This window comes from Streptomyces coeruleofuscus (assembly GCF_039532725.1).
Lineage (GTDB): Bacteria > Actinomycetota > Actinomycetes > Streptomycetales > Streptomycetaceae > Streptomyces > Streptomyces coeruleofuscus.
On the sequence record NZ_BAAASE010000001.1, the window covers coordinates 768,835 to 785,322 of the forward strand.

15 protein-coding genes are annotated in these 16,488 nt (G+C 71.5%); 8 read left to right on the plus strand and 7 right to left on the minus strand.

Features of this window, described 5'->3' with window-relative positions; genetic code table 11:
• The first annotated feature begins 51 nt into the window (after positions 1-51).
• Entirely contained in the window at positions 52-1,578 is a 1,527-nt protein-coding gene (locus ABFX81_RS03315) for an NCS1 family nucleobase:cation symporter-1 (protein ID WP_346137603.1), read from the plus strand.
• 26 nt (positions 1,579-1,604) lie between these two features.
• Here ABFX81_RS03315 and ABFX81_RS03320 read toward each other — a convergent pair whose 3' ends face one another.
• Positions 1,605-2,273: a hypothetical protein gene (locus ABFX81_RS03320; RefSeq protein ID WP_086851342.1), complete on the minus strand. Its 669-nt coding sequence runs from the start codon at positions 2,271-2,273 to the stop codon at positions 1,605-1,607.
• A gap of 224 nt (positions 2,274-2,497) precedes the next feature.
• On the opposite strand from ABFX81_RS03320, the gene ABFX81_RS03325 reads away from it, so the two are divergent.
• Positions 2,498-3,007 carry a mycothiol transferase gene (locus ABFX81_RS03325; protein WP_086851344.1) on the plus strand — a complete coding sequence of 170 codons (510 nt, stop codon included), beginning with the start codon at positions 2,498-2,500 and terminating at the stop codon, positions 3,005-3,007.
• 18 nt (positions 3,008-3,025) lie between these two features.
• On the opposite strand, the gene ABFX81_RS03330 is transcribed toward ABFX81_RS03325, so the two are convergent.
• Positions 3,026-3,727 carry a CPBP family glutamic-type intramembrane protease gene (locus ABFX81_RS03330; protein WP_086851346.1) on the minus strand — a complete coding sequence of 234 codons (702 nt, stop codon included), beginning with the start codon at positions 3,725-3,727 and terminating at the stop codon, positions 3,026-3,028.
• A gap of 88 nt (positions 3,728-3,815) precedes the next feature.
• On the opposite strand from ABFX81_RS03330, the gene ABFX81_RS03335 reads away from it, so the two are divergent.
• The 4 genes from ABFX81_RS03335 to ABFX81_RS03350 all read left to right on the plus strand — a co-directional run bounded on the left by ABFX81_RS03335 (position 3,816) and on the right by ABFX81_RS03350 (position 8,688).
• Positions 3,816-5,642, plus strand: a complete 1,827-nt coding sequence (locus ABFX81_RS03335; RefSeq protein WP_086851348.1) for a gamma-glutamyltransferase — start codon at positions 3,816-3,818, stop codon at positions 5,640-5,642.
• A gap of 134 nt (positions 5,643-5,776) precedes the next feature.
• Positions 5,777-6,622: an inositol monophosphatase family protein gene (locus ABFX81_RS03340; protein WP_086851350.1), complete on the plus strand. Its 846-nt coding sequence runs from the start codon at positions 5,777-5,779 to the stop codon at positions 6,620-6,622.
• 150 nt (positions 6,623-6,772) lie between these two features.
• Positions 6,773-8,182 carry an FAD-dependent oxidoreductase gene (locus ABFX81_RS03345; protein ID WP_086851351.1) on the plus strand — a complete coding sequence of 470 codons (1,410 nt, stop codon included), beginning with the start codon at positions 6,773-6,775 and terminating at the stop codon, positions 8,180-8,182.
• Positions 8,179-8,688 carry an O-acetyl-ADP-ribose deacetylase gene (locus tag ABFX81_RS03350; protein WP_086851353.1) on the plus strand — a complete coding sequence of 170 codons (510 nt, stop codon included), beginning with the start codon at positions 8,179-8,181 and terminating at the stop codon, positions 8,686-8,688. The genes ABFX81_RS03345 and ABFX81_RS03350 overlap by 4 nt, the downstream gene beginning before the upstream one ends.
• An 11-nt stretch (positions 8,689-8,699) precedes the next feature.
• Here the strand turns inward: ABFX81_RS03350 and ABFX81_RS03355 are convergent, their stop codons facing one another.
• The 4 genes from ABFX81_RS03355 to ABFX81_RS03370 all read right to left on the minus strand — a co-directional run bounded on the left by ABFX81_RS03355 (position 8,700) and on the right by ABFX81_RS03370 (position 12,828).
• A complete protein-coding gene (locus ABFX81_RS03355; protein ID WP_086851356.1) occupies positions 8,700-9,722 on the minus strand; it encodes a substrate-binding domain-containing protein in 1,023 nt (340 codons plus the stop codon).
• 77 nt (positions 9,723-9,799) lie between these two features.
• Positions 9,800-10,633, minus strand: a complete 834-nt coding sequence (locus ABFX81_RS03360) for an ATP-binding cassette domain-containing protein (protein WP_086851358.1) — start codon at positions 10,631-10,633, stop codon at positions 9,800-9,802.
• On the minus strand, positions 10,630-11,655 hold the full coding sequence (locus ABFX81_RS03365) for an ABC transporter permease subunit (RefSeq protein WP_086851360.1): 1,026 nt from the start codon (positions 11,653-11,655) through the stop codon (positions 10,630-10,632). Before ABFX81_RS03365 ends, ABFX81_RS03360 begins: the two co-directional genes overlap by 4 nt.
• A gap of 156 nt (positions 11,656-11,811) precedes the next feature.
• Positions 11,812-12,828: a substrate-binding domain-containing protein gene (locus tag ABFX81_RS03370; RefSeq protein ID WP_086851362.1), complete on the minus strand. Its 1,017-nt coding sequence runs from the start codon at positions 12,826-12,828 to the stop codon at positions 11,812-11,814.
• A gap of 245 nt (positions 12,829-13,073) precedes the next feature.
• Here ABFX81_RS03370 and ABFX81_RS03375 point away from each other — a divergent pair, with 245 nt between their 5' ends.
• Together ABFX81_RS03375 and ABFX81_RS03380 are read left to right on the plus strand one after the other, a co-directional pair.
• Positions 13,074-14,060 (plus strand): PfkB family carbohydrate kinase, encoded by a 987-nt coding sequence (locus ABFX81_RS03375; RefSeq protein ID WP_086851364.1) that lies wholly within the window; start codon positions 13,074-13,076, stop codon positions 14,058-14,060.
• A gap of 14 nt (positions 14,061-14,074) precedes the next feature.
• Positions 14,075-14,386, plus strand: a complete 312-nt coding sequence (locus tag ABFX81_RS03380) for an antibiotic biosynthesis monooxygenase (RefSeq protein ID WP_086851367.1) — start codon at positions 14,075-14,077, stop codon at positions 14,384-14,386.
• 45 nt (positions 14,387-14,431) lie between these two features.
• On the opposite strand, the gene ABFX81_RS03385 is transcribed toward ABFX81_RS03380, so the two are convergent.
• A complete protein-coding gene (locus ABFX81_RS03385; protein ID WP_086851369.1) occupies positions 14,432-16,477 on the minus strand; it encodes a SpoIIE family protein phosphatase in 2,046 nt (681 codons plus the stop codon).
• Positions 16,478-16,488 lie beyond the last annotated feature (11 nt).

Here is a 16,488-nt window from a genome sequence, read left to right on the forward strand (position 1 = left end):
GCATCACCCGCATGGCCTTTCCCGTCCCACCTCCCCTGATTGGCCTGGCCCATGACCGATACCGCTCCCACGGCCCCACCGCCGCCCACCCAAGTCACCACCGCCGACGGCCGGGTGGAGATCGCCCCGGGCGCCCCGGCACCGACCGGTCCCTACGCCAACGAGGACCTGCTGCCGGTCCCCGTCGAGAAGCGCACCTGGACCACCTACAACTTCTCCGCGCTGTGGGTCGGCATGGCCCACAACACGGCCTCCTGGACCCTGGCCTCCGGACTCATCGCCGTCGGCATGGACTGGAAGCAGGCGGTGCTCACCATCGCCCTGGCCAATGTGATCGTGCTGATACCGATGCTGCTCACCGGGCACGCCGGACCCAAGTACGGCATACCCTTCCCGGTCTTCGCCCGTGCCTCCTTCGGCATCCGCGGGGCCAACCTGCCCGCCGTCGTACGGGCGCTGGTGGCGTGCGGCTGGTTCGGCATCCAGACCTGGATCGGCGGCGAGGCCATCTACTTCCTGGCCGGCAAGCTCGTCGGCAGCGGCTGGACGGACGCGGCGAAGGTCGGCGGCTACGCCTGGACCATGTGGCTGTCGTTCGCGATCTTCTGGGCGCTCCAGGTGGTCATCATCTACCGCGGCATGGAGACCATCCGCCGCTTCGAGAACTGGGCGGCGCCCTTCGTGCTCGTCGGCGCGTTCGTGATGCTGTGGTGGATGAGCGACAAGGCGGGCGGCTTCGGCCCGCTGCTCGACCAGCCGTCGAAGCTCGGCTGGGGCCCGGACTTCTGGAAGCTGTTCGCTCCGGCGCTCATGGGCATGATCGGTTTCTGGTCCACGCTGTCGCTGAACATTCCCGACTTCACCCGCTACGGCAAGAGCCAGAAGGCGCAGACGTGGGGTCAGGCCCTCGGTCTGCCGACGACGATGACGCTGTTCGCGTTTCTCTCCGTGATGGTCACCTCCGGCTCGCAGGCGGTCTACGGCGAGGCGATCTGGGACCCGGTACAGCTCGCGGCCAAGACCGACAACACGGTGGGCCTGCTGTTCGCCCTCGTCACCGTCCTGGTGGCGACGCTGTCCGTCAACGTCGCGGCCAACCTGGTCTCGCCCGCGTTCGACTTCTCCAACATCGCGCCCCGGAAGATCAGCTTCCGCGCCGGAGCCCTCGCCACCTGTGTCCTCGGCGTACTGATCTTCCCGTGGAAGCTGTACTCCGACCCGCAGGGCTACATCTTCACCTGGCTCGGCCTGGTCGGCGGCCTGCTCGGCACGGTCGCGGGCATCCTCATCGCCGACTACTGGATCCTGCGCCGCGCCCGGCTCGACCTGGCCGACCTGTACCGCACGGGCGGCCGCTACTGGTACGAGGGCGGCTGGAACTGGCGGGCCGTCGTCGCCTTCGTGGCCGGAGGTGTCCTCGCCGTCGGCGGCGCCAGCTTCAAGCCGCTGATCGACGGCCGTCCCATCCCGGCCCTGGCCGGCCTGGCCGACTACGGCTGGGCGGTGGGCCTGGGCACGTCGATGCTGCTGTACCTGGTGCTGATGGCGGCACGGGGCAGGGACCGGACCATCGTCTGACCGCCCATTCGAACGCTGGAGGACGGTCAGCCCTTGCCGCCCTCCAGCGCGGCCACGGCTTCCTTCGCGGCCTTGATGGCGCCCTTGTTGATCGTGTCCGTGCTCGGGGCCTTCTTCGACTCGAAGTCGCTGCCGTTGTACGTGATGACCACCAGCGCGTTGGACGCGCGGACGAACACCTGGCCCTCGCGGGTCTCCTGCTTGTCCTCGGTGGTGAGGTTGACGATGGAGTACGCGGTGTCGCCAAGACCGGGGACGGCGCCTCCGCCGCTCTTCTCCTCAATGCGCCCCTTGTAGGCCTTCTCCGCCGCCTCGTCCGACCCCATCACCTCGAAGGACACGTCGAGCCAGCGGTAGTTGTACCCCTTGAGCGCGTTCCAGGAGCAGGTGCGGCGCAACTCCGAGTCCGTGGACGGGATCTCCTTCCCCGCCGTCTTGGCACCCGGCACCAGCGACTCGACCGTCTTCTTGGCGACGCTGTCGCACGGCGCGGGCGCGGCCGAGTAGGTCTTCGACACCGTCGACGTCGACGGGGCGGACGCGGACTGGGTCTCGGTCTTCTCGTCGGCCGGCTTGTGCTCGGCGGCCTGCGGCGCGGCGAGCGGGCCGGACGACAGTGCCCAGCCCGCCGCGGCGAGCACGGCCACCGGGGACAGGCGTGCGGTCAGGGCCAGGGGCAGAGGTAGGGAACGCACGGCGCCCTTCTGGTGGGGGACGGACGGTGCGGATCAGGTCCGCACGGCGGACGGGACGACAGTTTCACATGACTCTGTGTGGTGCGAAAGTGTGAACTCGCTCCGTGGCTGCGTGGTGACGGTGACTCACTGTCGACGGTTGTGGTTTCGGTCGGTTCAGCGGTCACTGGGCGGTTTGTCATCGCACGGGTCGCACAGAGGCCGGGCGGCCTATCGTTGCGGACATGGTCTTCCAGCAGTCGACGGAACCCGCCGTCTTCCACGCAACGCTCCGCGACCAGTTCGAGACGTTCCTCGATGAGCACCGCTCCGCGCTGCACGACAGTCTGAACGGGCTGACCGAGGAGCAGGCACGCCGGTCGCTGGTCACGTCCAAGACCACGTTGCTCGGCCTGGTCAAGCACGCCACGTTCGTCGAGAAGGTCTGGTTCGACGAGGGGATCACCTGCCGGTCCCGTGCCGAGATCGGCATTCCCGACTCGCCCGACGAGTCGTTCGACCTCCACGACGACGACACGGTCGCCTCGGTCCAGCACGCCTACCAGCAGGCATGCGCGGCATCCCGTCGCGCCACGGCGGAGCTGACGCTGGACGACCTCCTCCGGGGCAACCGCCGGGGACCGCTGCCGCTGCGTTGGGTCTACCTCCACACGCTGCGCGAGCTGGCCCAGCACTGCGGCCACGCCGACATCCTCCGCGAGCAGGTCCTCAACGGCACGACATCCCACGGCTGACGCGGGGCTGTCCGAGGTTCACGGCACGTCCCCCGCGCCCCTCCATCGAGGTACGGCCCAGGCCAGCACGTAGCCGAAGCCGTTGAGGGCCCAGTGCAGCGCAGCGGGCGCCAGCAGACTCCCGGACCGGCGCCGCAGCTCGCACAGGACGACCCCGGCGGCGGTCGTGGCGACCACGGCGGCCACGACCGACAGTGCGGTGCCCGCCGGTCCGGTGCCGAGGACCGCCACGGCCTCGTTGGCCCGGCTCAGCCCGCGCGAGGGAAGCACATGCCAGAGCCCGAACAGCGATGACGACACCGCGGTGGCCCAGGCGGTACCGCGCCGACGCCGCACCATGGCCCACAGGACGCCGCGAAAGGCGATCTCCTCCAGCAGCACGGTGCCGACCGGCACCCGGATCAGCACCCGCCACAGCAGTTCCCCCACGGTCAGGCCGGCGGCGCGTTCGTCCTCGAAGGCCTCCCTGGTGACCGGCAGGGCGAGCCCGACCAGGAACACGGCGAGAACCGCGCCCACCAGGACCGACGACCACCGCAGCCCCCGGTAGAGGGCAACCTTGTCGAGCCCGAGATCGGCGCGGGTGAGACCGTCCCACCGGGCGATCAGCAGCAGCGCGGCAGCCGCGGCCACGCAGGTGGGCACGTAGGCGCCGGGCGCGAGCCAATTGTTGAGCAGGTTCGCGGCCACCAGGACGGCCAGGACACAGAACATCCGCATGGTGTCACCAGCATCCCGCTATCCGCTCCGTCAGCCCGGGTAGAGAAGGGAGATCACCGGCAAACAGGTGAACGAGACGAGAGGCCCTATGTTCACGACCCGCCCCACCCTCCAGGGCACCTTCGGCATGGTGTCCTCCACCCACTGGCTAGCCTCGCAGTCGGCGATGGCCGTCCTGGAGGGCGGCGGCAACGCCTACGACGCGGCCGTGGCGGGCGCGTTCGTGCTGCATGTCGTCGAGCCGCACCTCAACGGCCCGGCCGGCGAGGTGCCGATCCTGCTCGCCCCGTCCGGCGGCGAGGTACGGGTGCTGTGCGGGCAGGGCGTCGCACCGGCCGGGGCGTCGGTCGCCCACTACCGGGGCCTCGGCCTCGACCTCGTCCCCGGCACCGGGCCGCTCGCCGCCGCCGTGCCGGGTGCGTTCGACGCCTGGATGGTGCTGCTGCGCGACCACGGCACCAAGTCCCTCGCCGACGTCCTTCAGTACGCCATCGGATACGCCGAGCACGGGCACGCGCCCGTGGAGCGCGTCGGCGAGACGGTCGAGACCGTGCGCGATCTGTTCGAGACGGAATGGACCTCCTCGGCGGAGGTCTACCTGCCCGGCGGAAAGGCCCCGCGCCCCGGCGAACTGCTGCGCAACCCCGCGCTCGCCGCCACCTGGAAGCGCCTGCTCGCCGAGACCGCCGGGGCCGGGAGCCGGGAGGCGCGGATCGAGGCCGCGCGGGAAGTGTGGCGCTCCGGCTTCATAGCCGAGGCCCTGGTACGGCAGGCCGGGCAGCCCACCATGGACACCAGCGGCGAACGCCACACCGGCACCCTCGCGGCCGCCGACCTCGCCGGCTGGTCCGCGACCTACGAGACACCGGTGTCCTACGACTGGAACGGCTGGACCGTGTGCAAGCCGGGCCCCTGGAGCCAGGGCCCGGTCCTCCTCCAGCAGCTCGCCCTCCTCCCGCCCGAGCTGCCCCGGTACGGTTCGGCCGACTACGTCCACCTGCTGGTCGAGGGCTGCAAACTCGCCATGGCCGACCGGGAGGCCTGGTACGGGGACGCCGCCGACGTGCCGCTCGACGACCTGCTGTCCGCCGAGTACAACACGGCCCGCCGCGCCCTCGTCGGCGAGGAGGCGAGCCACGACCTGCGGCCCGGCAGCCCGGGCGGACGCACCCCGCGACTGTGCGCGCACGCGCGTGTGGCGGCCGCCGCCCAGGAGGGCTTCGACGCCCTGGGCGTCGGTGAGCCGACGGTCGCCAAGAGCCCCACGTCCCCCGTGCCGGGCGAACCGGAGGTGACCGCCGACGGGACCACCCGCGGCGACACCTGCCACCTCGACGTCGTCGACCGCTGGGGCAACATGGTCTCGGCCACGCCCAGCGGCGGCTGGCTCCAGTCCAACCCCGTCGTGCCCGAACTCGGCTTCCCGCTCGGCACCCGGCTCCAGATGGCCTGGCTGGAGGAGGGCCTGCCGAACTCCCTCACCCCCGGCCGCCGCCCCCGCACCACGCTGACGCCCTCGATCGCCCTGCGCGAGGGCGTGCCCGTCATGGCGTTCGGCACACCGGGCGGCGACCAGCAGGACCAGTGGCAGCTGCACTTCCTCCTGGCGGTCGCGCTGCGCGCGCGGGTGCGCGGCGGGCTGGACCTCCAGGGCGCGATCGACGCCCCGAACTGGCACAACGACAGCTTCCCCGGCTCCTTCTACCCGCGCGGCATGCGCCCGGGGAGCGTCACCGTGGAGTCCCGCACGGACCCGGCCGTCGTGGAGGAGCTGCGGCGGCGCGGCCACGAGGTGACCGTCGGCGGCCCCTGGTCGGAGGGCCGGCTGTGCGCGGTCGCGCGGGACCCGGGGACGGGCGTCCTGTCGGCGGCGGCGAACCCGCGCGGCATGCAGGGGTACGCGGTCGGGCGGTGATCCCGCCGTGTCCCTCTGGCTGCCGTGCCCCTCTGGCTGTGGATTCCGCGCCGACCCGTCGCTGTTCATCGCCATGCCACCCGGAGTGCACGGGGCGGGTGGGGATTGTCAGTGCCGCGTGTTGTGATGGAGAGGTGATCGACAGCACCGAAACCATCGAAGAGTTTCTCGCACGGCACGCCTCCGACGTCGAGGAGGAGATCCGCAGGGCGGCCGCCACCGAAATCATGCCCCGCTGGCGCCGGCTCGCCGCACACGAGGTGGACCAGAAGGCCGGCCCGCACGACCTGGTCACGGACGCCGACCGCAAGGCCGAGCTGTACCTGACCGAGGCACTGGTCGCCCTGCTGCCCGGCTCGGTCGTGGTCGGCGAGGAGGCGGTCCACGCGAATCCGGCGTCCTATGAAGCGCTGCGCGGCGAGGCCCCGGTCTGGATCGTCGACCCGGTCGACGGGACACGGCAGTTCGTGCGCGGCGAGCCGGGCTTCTGCACCCTGGTCGCGCTGGCCCACGGCGGCACCCTGCTCGCGTCCTGGACCTACGCCGCCGCCACCGACCGGCTCGCCACCGCCCAGCGGGGCAAGGGCGCCCACCTCGACGGGGAGCGGCTGTTCGCCGGCGTGCCCGAGCCCGGCCGGGACCTGCGCGTGGCCACCTCCCACCCGGACTACACGACGGACGAGCAGAAGCACGCCCTGCTCGGCCTGCGCACCGACGGTGTGGCTCCGCGCTCGTGCGGCTCGGCCGGGCTGGAGTACCTCGCCATCGCACAGGGCGAGTCCGACGCCACCGCCTTCTCGTGGGAGGCCGCATGGGATCACGCGGCAGGTCTGCTCCTGGTCGAGGAGGCGGGCGGCGCCCACCTGACCCTCGCGGGCGAGCCCTTCCGCATCACGGGCGGCAACGCCCTGCCCTTCACCGCGGCCCGCGACGCGGCCACGGCCCGCCGGGTGGTGGCGCTGCTGGCGGGCGGGGCCTGACCGTCACGGACCGTGCGCGTCCGGTTGCCCGAGCGGCGCTCCGGTCGTCCTTCCCGCGCGAATCCACCCGCGGCCGGTGACCGTCAGTCCCCGGGCCTATCCTGATCCTCAGTGGCCGTCGGCTGACGAAGGGGTCCGAAGGTGCCGTCGATGCTCGATGCCGTCGTAGTGGGTGCGGGGCCGAACGGACTGACCGCGGCCGTGGAGCTGGCCCGCCGCGGCTTCTCCGTCGCCGTGTTCGAGGCCCAGGGCACGGTGGGCGGCGGCGCCCGCACCGAGGGACTCACCCTGCCGGGCTTCCGGCACGACCCGTGCTCAGCGGCGCACCCGCTCGCCATCAACTCACCCGCGTTCCGCGCCCTGCCGCTGGAGCGCTACGGCCTGGAATGGCTGCACGCCGAGCTCCCCATGGCGCACCCCTTCCCGGACGGCTCGGCGGCCGTACTGGCCCGGTCGGTGGGCGAGACGGCCGCCTCCTTCGGGCCGCGCGACGCCGGGGCGTACCGCAGGCTCGTCGAGCCCTTCCTGCCCAGGTGGGACGCGCTGGTCCGCGACTTCATGTCCCTGCCGCTCACCGCGCTGCCCCGCGACCCGGTCACCCTCGCCCGCTTCGGCCTGGTCGGCCTGCCCCCGTCGACCCTGCTGATGCGCCGCTTCCGCGACGAACCGGCCCGGACGCTGTTCGCCGGGCTCGTCGCGCATGTCATGGCACCGCTCGGCGGTTTCGCCACCAGCGCCATCGGCCTGGTCTTCGCCCTGGCGGCACACGCCCGCGGCTGGCCCGTCGCCCGCGGCGGCTCCCAGGCCATCTCCGACGCGCTCGCCGCCTACCTGCGCGACCTCGGCGGCAGCGTCCACACCGACTACGAGGTCAAGCGCCTCGACGACCTGCCGCCGGCCCGCGCGTACGTCTTCGACACGTCACCCACCGCCCTGGCCCGCATCGCCGGCTTCGGCAGCCACTACGCGGACTACCGCTACGGACCGGGCGCCTTCAAGATCGACTACGCGCTGGACGGCCCGGTGCCGTGGACCGCGAAGGAGGCCCGGGTCGCCGGCACGGTGCAGATCGGCGCCAACCGCGCGGAGATCGCCACGGCCCTGCGCGCGGCGTCCAGGGAGGGCCGGGCCCCCGACAAACCGTTCCTGATCACGGTCCAGCCGAGCGTCGTCGACCCCACCCGGGCACCGGCGGGCAAGCACGTCTTCTGGGCCTACGGCCACGTCCCGCACGGCTGGACCGGCGACCTCACCGACGCCATCGAGCGCCAACTGGAGCGGTTCGCCCCGGGATTCCGCGACCGCGTCCTGGCCCGCGCCACCGCGGGCCCGCCCCAACTCGCCGCCCGCAACGCCAACTACGTCGGCGGAGACATCGCCTCCGGTGCCGTCTCCGGCCTCCAGATCCTGCTGCGCCCGAAACCGACCCTGTTCCCGTACCACACGCCCCACCCGGCCGTCTTCATCTGCTCGTCGGCGACCCCGCCGGGCCCCGGCGTACACGGCATGTCGGGGCACAACGCGGCGAAGGCCGTCTGGAAGCGACTGAGGCAGACATGACCGCCATCGAACTGGTCCAGGGCGACATCACACGCGAGAGCGTCGACGCCATCGTCAACGCGGCCAACTCCTCGCTGCTGGGCGGGGGAGGGGTCGACGGAGCGATCCACCGGCGCGGCGGCCCCGCCATCCTGGAGGAGTGCCGCAAGCTGCGCGCCTCCCACTACGGCAAGGGCCTCGCCACCGGCCAGGCGGTCGCCACCACCGCGGGCGACCTGGACGCCCGCTGGGTCATCCACACGGTCGGCCCGGTCTTCAGCGCGACCGAGGACCGCTCCTCCCTCCTCGCCTCCTGCTACCGCGAGTCCCTCCGAGTCGCCGACGAACTCGGCGCCCGGACCGTCGCCTTCCCGGCGATCTCCACCGGCGTCTACCGCTATCCGTTGGAGGACGCCGCGCGCATCGCGGTGGACACGGTGCGCGCGGCGCGGACGGACGTCGAGGAGGTCAGGTTCGTCCTCTTCGACGAGCGGGCGTACGAGGCGTTCGCCCGGCAACTGGGCTGACGCCCACGGCCCTACGGCTTGGGCGCAGGTTGCTCGCCCGAGCCCCGGACGATCAGCCGAGTGGGAACGGTGATGGTGCGAGCCCGGGAAGAGTCGCCGTCGAGGCGGGCCAGGGCGGTGGCCGCGGCATTGCGGCCGAGCTCTTCGGGGTCCTGCGCGACGACGGTCAGGGCCGGTTCGAGTGCCTCGGCGAGTGAGACGTCGTCGAAGGCGACGACTGCCACGTCCTTGCGCTTGCTGCGGGCGAGTTCGGCGACGATGCCGAGCGCCATGATGTTGTTCCCGGCGAACAGGGCGGTGGGAGGATCGGCCAGTTCGAGGAGTTGGGCGGTCGCGGCCTCGGCCCCTGGCTGGTCGTGGGCGTTGGCGACGAGCGAGCGGTCGTGAGGAAGGCCGGCTGCCCGCAGGGCCGCGCGGTATCCGGCGAGGCGTTCGCGGCGGGTGTACAGCTTGACGGGCAGGTCGCCGACGAATCCGATGCGGCGGTGGCCGTGGGCGATGAGGTGGGCGACGCCTTCTTGGGCCCCGGCACGGTTGGAACTGACGATGCTGTCCGTGGGCAGGCCCACTCCTGGGCGGTCGAGGAAGACGATGGGCAGCCCCGCCGTGCGGTGGGATGTGAGGTGGGAGTGGTCGGCGCCGACGGACGGCACGACGATGAGGATGCTGACGCGACGGGCGAGGAACTTGTCCGTCAGGGCGCGCTCGCGGTCGGGGTCGTCCGCGGACGAGCCCATGAGCAGGGTCAGCCCGCGTTCGCGGACCGTGTCCTCGATGGCGCGGGCCACGGCCCCGAAGAAGGGGTTGCCGAGGTCGGGGATGACCAGTCCGATGGTGGTGTCCGGGCCGCCGACGCGCATGTTGCGTGCCATGAGGTTCGGCTGGAAGCCCAGCTTGGCCACCGCGGCGAGTACCTGTTCCCGCGTCTGCGCCGAGACGGGACCGTCCTCGTTGAGGACGCGCGAAACGGTCTTGGCGCTGACGCCGACTTCTCGTGCGACATCGGCAAGGGTGGGGCGGCGGCTCGCTGCCATGGAGGAAACCGTCTCCTGAGTGCTCCCGGGCTCCGGCCGCGGCCTCGGCCGGAACATGCGAGAGCGGGGTTGGGCTGTCAGGTGGCCTGGACTCCGGCGGCTTTCGCTGCCGCGGAATCCGCTACGACAGTATCTCCGGCCTCATCGACGGTGAGCGCGCCGGTCATGATGGCGACGACCTCCGCCATGGAGTAGTCGGAGGGCTTGATCACGGCGGCGCGCCTGCCCAGCCGGTGGACGTGGATCCGGTCGGCGATCTCGAAGACGTGGGGCATGTTGTGGCTGATCAGGACGACCGGCATGCCCTTGTCGCGGACGCGGCGGATGAGGTCGAGGACCTGTCCGGACTCCTTGACGCCGAGGGCGGCGGTGGGTTCGTCCATGACGACGACACTGCGGGCCCAGGCGACGGCGCGGGCGACCGCGACGGCCTGCCGCTGCCCGCCGGAGAGCGTCTCGACCGACTGGGTCAGCGAGCGCAGGCCGATCTTCAGGTCGGCCATGTGTTCGGCGGCCTCCTGACGCATGCGCTTCTTGTCGAGCATGCGGAAGGCGCTGCCGAGGATGCCTGGACGGCGCAGTTCGCGGCCGAGGAACATGTTGGAGGCGATGTCCATGGAGGCGGCCACGGCCAGGTCCTGATAGACCGTCTCGATGCCGTGGGCGCGTGCGCTCTGCGGACCGGAGAAGGTGATGGGTTCGCCGTTCAGGCGTATCTCGCCCGCGTCGGGGACCACCGCGCCGGTGAGGGCCTTGATGAGGCTGGTCTTGCCGGCGCCGTTGTCGCCGATGACGGCGAGGACCTCGCCGGGCAGCAGGTCGAAGTCGGCGCCGTCGATCGCGGTGACGTGACCGTAGCGCTTGACCAGACCCCGGGCCTGCAGAACGGGGGTCTCAGTGGTGGTGGTCATCGGGCCTTCTTCCGGGAGATCTGGTCCACGGTCACCGCGAGGATCACCAGGACTCCGGTGATGAGGGTCTGGTAGATGGAGGCGACGCCCATCAGCTGAAGGCCGTTGCGGAAGACGCCGACGATGAGGACGCCGATGAACGTGCCCAGGACCGAGCCGCGTCCGCCGAAGAGGCTGGTTCCGCCGAGGACCACGGCGGTGATGCTGTCGAGGTTGTCGGTCTGGCCGGCCTGGGGATCGCCCACGCCGGTGCGGGAGATGAGCAGCAGGGCGGCGATGCCGTAGAGGATGCCGGCCGCGGTGTAGACGCCGATGGTCAGGCGGGAGGTGCGGATGCCGTTCAGCCGGGCCGCCTCCGGGCTGTTGCCCAGGGCGTAGACGTGCCGGCCCCAGCCGGTGCTGCTCAGCGCGTAGGCGAGGAGCAGGAACAGGCCGATGGTGACCAACGAGCCGTATGTGATGTCGGTGTTCCCGAGCGGGAACGTCTGCCCGAGAGCCGTCAGCGGGCCCGGCAGGTTGGTGACCGTCTGCTCCTCGGAGTAGATGTGGGTCAGCGCGAACGCCACGTTGAGCATGCCGAGGGTGACGATGAACGGCGGCAGCGGGATCCTCTGCACCAGCGCGCCGTTGAGCAGGCCGAAGCCTCCGCAGACGACCAGGCCCAGCGCGATCGCGGCGAGCGGCGGCAGGGAGCCCTCGGCCGCCATCTTGGCGATCACGATGCTGCCGAACGCCATCACGGCTCCGCAGGACAGGTCGATGCCCGCAGTGAGGATGATCAGCGTCTGGCCGATGGCCAGTGTGCCGACGACCATGACCTGCTGCACGATCAGCGAGAAGTTCCCGCCGGTGAGGAACTGGTCGGTCGAGACGGAGAAGAAGACACAGGCCAGGAGGAGGGCGGCCAGCGGGCCGGTGGTCGGTTGCGTGAGCAGTCTGCGGACCGTGGTCGGCGCTTTGAGCTCGGCGTACGGCGTGGACGTGGAGGGTGGCGTGGACGGAGGCGTGGACGTGGCGGTCATGCGAGGTCCTTGTCGGAAGACAGAAGTCCTTGTCGGTCCTTGTCGGACGGCAGGAGGACGAGGGGGCGGCCGTCCCCGGTCGGGGAGGAGGGGCCGGCCGCCCCGCTGAGGGGTCTTGAACAGCGGCGGCTACGGCGCCCGCTGGGTGTCGGTGGCTCAGCCCCAGCAGTTGTCCAGGCCGTAGGCGGTGTCCTTGGACGTGACCCCGTCCTGCGCCTTGTCGGTGATCAGGGTGACGCCGGTGTCGGTGTAACCCGACGCCTTCTTGCCGTCCTTGGCGTACGTCGCGACTGCCTTGACGCCCTCGGCGGCCATCTTGAGCGGGTACTGCTGCGAGGTCGCGGCGATCTTGCCGTCCTTGACGGCCTGGGTGCCCGTGCAGCCGCCGTCGACGGAGACGATCAGCACGTCCTTCTCCCGGCCCTTGGCTTTCAGCGCGGTGTACGCGCCCAGCGCGGCCGGTTCGTTGATGGTGTAGACGACGTTGATGCCGGGTTCCTTCTGGAGACAGTTCTCCATTGCCGTCTGGCCCTTGGACTGGTCGCCGCCGGTGTCCTGAGCGCAGGCGACGTCCTTGTCGGTGGCGCCGAAGCCCTTGAGGAAACCGTTGTGCCGCTGAACGCCGACGGACACACCCGGCGCGAGGTCGAGGGCGGCTATCTTCGCGGTCTTGCCCTTCATCGCGGCCTTGGCGTACTGGCCGATCAGCTCCCCCGCCTTGAGGTTGTCGGTGGCGAAGAGGGCGTCTACCGCGCTTTCCGGGTCGGTCGGGGTGTCCAGGGCGATGACCAGGACCCCCTTGGCCTTGGCCTTCTCGATCGCCGGCACGATCGCCTTGGAGTCGCTCGGCGTGATCAGGATGCCCTTCACTCCGGCGGCGACCATGTTCTCGATGGCGGTGACCTGACCGGCGTTGTCCCCGTCGAACTTGCCGGCCGCGGTGGACAGTTCGACACCGTTCTCCTTGGCGGCCTTCTCCGCGCCCTCCTTCATTTTCACGAAGAACGGGTTGGTGTCGGTCTTGGTGATCAGACCGACCTTGACACTGCCCGATCCGGCGTTCGCCGTGCCCGATCCGGATCCGGATCCACAGGCGGTCAGGGTGAGGGCCGCGATGCCCGTGCACGCGGCGGCTCTGAGCAAGGAGGAAGGCAGACGAGAGATACGTGGCATGGACGACTCCTGCGGGATTGCGGACGAGCGGCCGGCATCGGGCGCATGCCGCCCGAGGTGTCATCGTTGACTCATGTCAGCGTTGACACTGCTTGGCGAGGATGATGGACTCCGCCTCCAGGCAACGTCAATGCCTTGCACCCGTCACAAATCGGCAACGCCGTGGCCGCCACCCGCCCGAACCGGTCCAGGGACCGCCCGCAACGTGCCCGTTTCGCCGGCGTGTCCCAAGAGAAGAGCCGCCCATGTGCCCGCGTCGGATCACCGTCCTGGGGGAGTGCGTCGCCGACGCGTTCACCGAATCCGCAGGACCCCGGAACGAACTCGCCCTGCGCGTCCTGCCGGGCGGCGGACCAGCCAACACGGCGGTGGCCCTGGCGCGGCTGGGTACCCCGGCCCGCTTCCTCGCACGGCTGTCCGGTGACGTGTTCGGCCGCCTCTTCCGGACCCACCTCGAGGCATCCGGCGTGGACCTGTCGCACGCCGTCGAGGCCGCCGAGCCCAGCACGCTGGCCGTGGCCGAACTGGACGCCCAGGGGCAGGCCACGTTCTCCTTCCACGCGCAGGCCACCGCGGACTGGCAGTGGACGAGCGCGGAACTGGCCGGGGTGGATCTGGACGGCACCACCTGCGTCCACACCGGGTCACTCGCCCTGGTCAAGGACCCCGGAGCAAGCGTGGTGGAGGACTTCCTGGCAGCGGCAGCGCCCCGGGCCACCATCAGCATCGACCCCAACGTCCGCCCCCTGCTGGTGCGCCCCGAGGTCTACCGCGCCCGGCTGGCGCACTGGTGCGGCCTCGCGGATGTGCTGCGGCTGAGCGAGGACGACCTGGAGCTCCTGCTGCCCGGGACGTCGCCCGAGCAGGCGTGTGACACCTGGCATGCGGCGGGGGCGCGGCTCGTCGTGATCACGCGCGGCGCCGATGGTGCTCTCGCCTCACTCGACGGAGCACGGGTGCAGGTGCCCGCGGTGGCGACGCAGGTTGTCGACACGGTCGGTGCGGGGGACTCCTTCACCGCGGGACTGCTGCACCACCTCGGCACCCGCGGACTCCTCGGCGGCAGGCTGACGGACCTGTGCCTCGGCGATGTCGAAGCAGCCTGTCTGTTCGCCACGCGAGTCGCGGCCCAGACGTGCTCGGTTGCCGGCCCGAACCCGCCGTGGCACGACCCGCCGGCGCGGTTCGCGACGGACGAGGCCCTCGTCCGGCACCTCGACGCCACCCACTGAAAGGACAGGAAACCATGACGAAAACCCTGCTCGCCGAGTTCACCGCCCGAGAGGGAGCGGAGGACGAGGTCGCCGCCCTGATCCGGGACTACGCCGTGAAGGTACGCGCTGAGGAAGGCAACCTGGCCTTCGACGTCTACACCAAGTCGGCCGACTCGCGCGCCTACTGGATCTTCGAGGTCTACCGGGACGAGGACGCCTTCAAGGCACACCTGGACGCCCCGTACGGCGCCCCGTTCAACGCCGCCCTCACCCCGCTGATCGAGGAGGACGCCTCGGTACTGACGTTCCTCGATCCCCTGGCCGGTGGCCCGGATCAGATGTAGAAACACGTAACTCACAAGAAGACGCCAACAGTTGCCACCGCGCGCTCAGGGGCGCGTGCGGACCAGCAGCAGCGCGACGTCGTCGTCGGGCTCCGGGCTCAGCGCGCCCAGGAGGCTGTCACTGGTGCGTTGCAGGCTGGGCCCCGCGTTCCCCAGGAGGCGGGTCAGCATGGTGAGGCCGGAGTCGATCGGCTCCCCGCGCTTCTCGACCAGCCCGTCGGTGTACAGGGCGAGCAGGGAGCCCGGCGCGAGCTCCAGTTCCACGGTGCCGAACTCCACGCCGCCCACGCCCAGCGGCACGCCGCCGGGCACGTCGACGAGTGTCGCGCCGCCGTCCGGCCCGGCGAGCACGGGCGGCAGATGACCGGCGCTGGACAGCGAGCAGATGCCGGCCCGCAGGTCGCACACCGCGTACACGCACGTGGCGATCGCGTCGCCGAGCGAACCGGCGATGTCGTCGAGGTGCCGCAGCAGCTCGGCGGGCGGCAGGTCCAGCCGGGCCAGCGCCCGCGTCGCCGTGCTCAGCTGCCCCATGATCGCCGCGGCCTGGACGCCCTTGCCCATGACGTCGCCCACCACGAGCCCGGTGCGGCCCGGGCCCAGCGGCAGCACGTCGTACCAGTCGCCGCCGACCTCGCTGAGTGCCGGGCGGTAGCGGGCGGCGATGTCGAGCCCTTCCCGCTCGGCGGGCGTGGCCGGGAGCAGGCTGCGCTGGAGCGTCAGGGCGGTGCCGCGTTCCCGGCCGTAGAGGCGGGCGTTGTCGATGCAGATCGCGGCGCGCGCGGCGAGCTCGGAGGCGAGCACCTGGTCCCGGTCGTCGAAGGCGCGTTCGTCGACCGTGCGGTACAGGGTGAGGGTGCCGAGCACCTTGCCCCGGGCCATCAGTGGCACCGCCATGTAGGAGTGCGCGCCGGCCTCGCGCAAGGTCTTGGCGGCCCGCGCGTCCCGGGCGATGCGCCGCATCATCTTCGTGTCCACGTGCTCGACCAGGACAGGGCGGGCCCTGCGGACGCACTGCGTGATGATCCGCGAGGAACCGTAGGTGGCCAGTTCGCCGACCGGGTCGGCGGCGTGGATGGCGTCGGTCGGGTAGCCCGCCGCGACGGCCAGCGCCCGGAACTCGGCGGGCGCGCCGCCCGACACCGGCGCGATGGTGCCGTGGGCCACGACCGACTCCAGGACGTCCACGGCGGCCAGGTCCGCGAGGTGCGACACCACCACGTCGGCCAGCTCCCGGGCGGTCTGCTGAAGGTCCAGCGTGGTGCCGATCCGCCCCCCGGCGTCGGCGATCACCGACAGGTGCTGGCGTGCCTGCGCGACCTCGGCCGCGGCCTGCTGGCGCTCGGTGACGTCCAGCACGGCCATCGCCAGACCGAGCACCCGGCCGTCGGTGTCCTCGATGCGGTGGTACGACTCCGAGTAGGCGCGGTCCTGTTCGTCCCCCGCGGTGCGGCCGACGGTCTGCTGGTCGAGCAGGGGTCTGCCGGTCTTGAGGACGTGCCGCATCCGGGCCTCGATGACCTCGACGTCCAGGCCGGGCAGCACCTCGCCGAGCCGGCGGCCCAGCACCGCCTCCTCGGGCACGCCGTTGATCCGCTCCAGCGCGGGGTTGACCCCGACCCAGCGCAGGTCGTTGTCGAAGACGGCGATGCCGAGCGGGGTCTGGTGGACGAGACTGTGGGAAAGGGCGAGGTCCCGCTCCACCTTCCTCACCGTCGTCGCGTCCGTGGCGAGCCCCAGCAGGTGGGGCTGCCCCTCGCTGTCGAGGAGCCGCATCGTCCGGAACTCCACGGCGCGTTCCGTGCCGTCGCGGTGCCGCAGCGGGAAGACTCCGGCCCAGCGGTCGCCCGATCTGACCTGGGCGAACAGTTCCCTGCCCCGGGGGCGGTTCTCGGGCGCGATCAGGAGCCTGTCGGCGCGCTGCCGCAGGGCCTCCTCGGCGGTGTAGCCGAGCAGCTGCTCGATCTCGGGGCTCCACAGGGCGATGTGCCCGCCGCCGTCCAGGACCACGGCCGCGACCTTCAGCAGGTCCAGCAGCCCCCCGGGCGCGGCCGTGACGGCGTCGTGATCCGGGGTCGCATACCCGTTCATCCGAGCCGCTC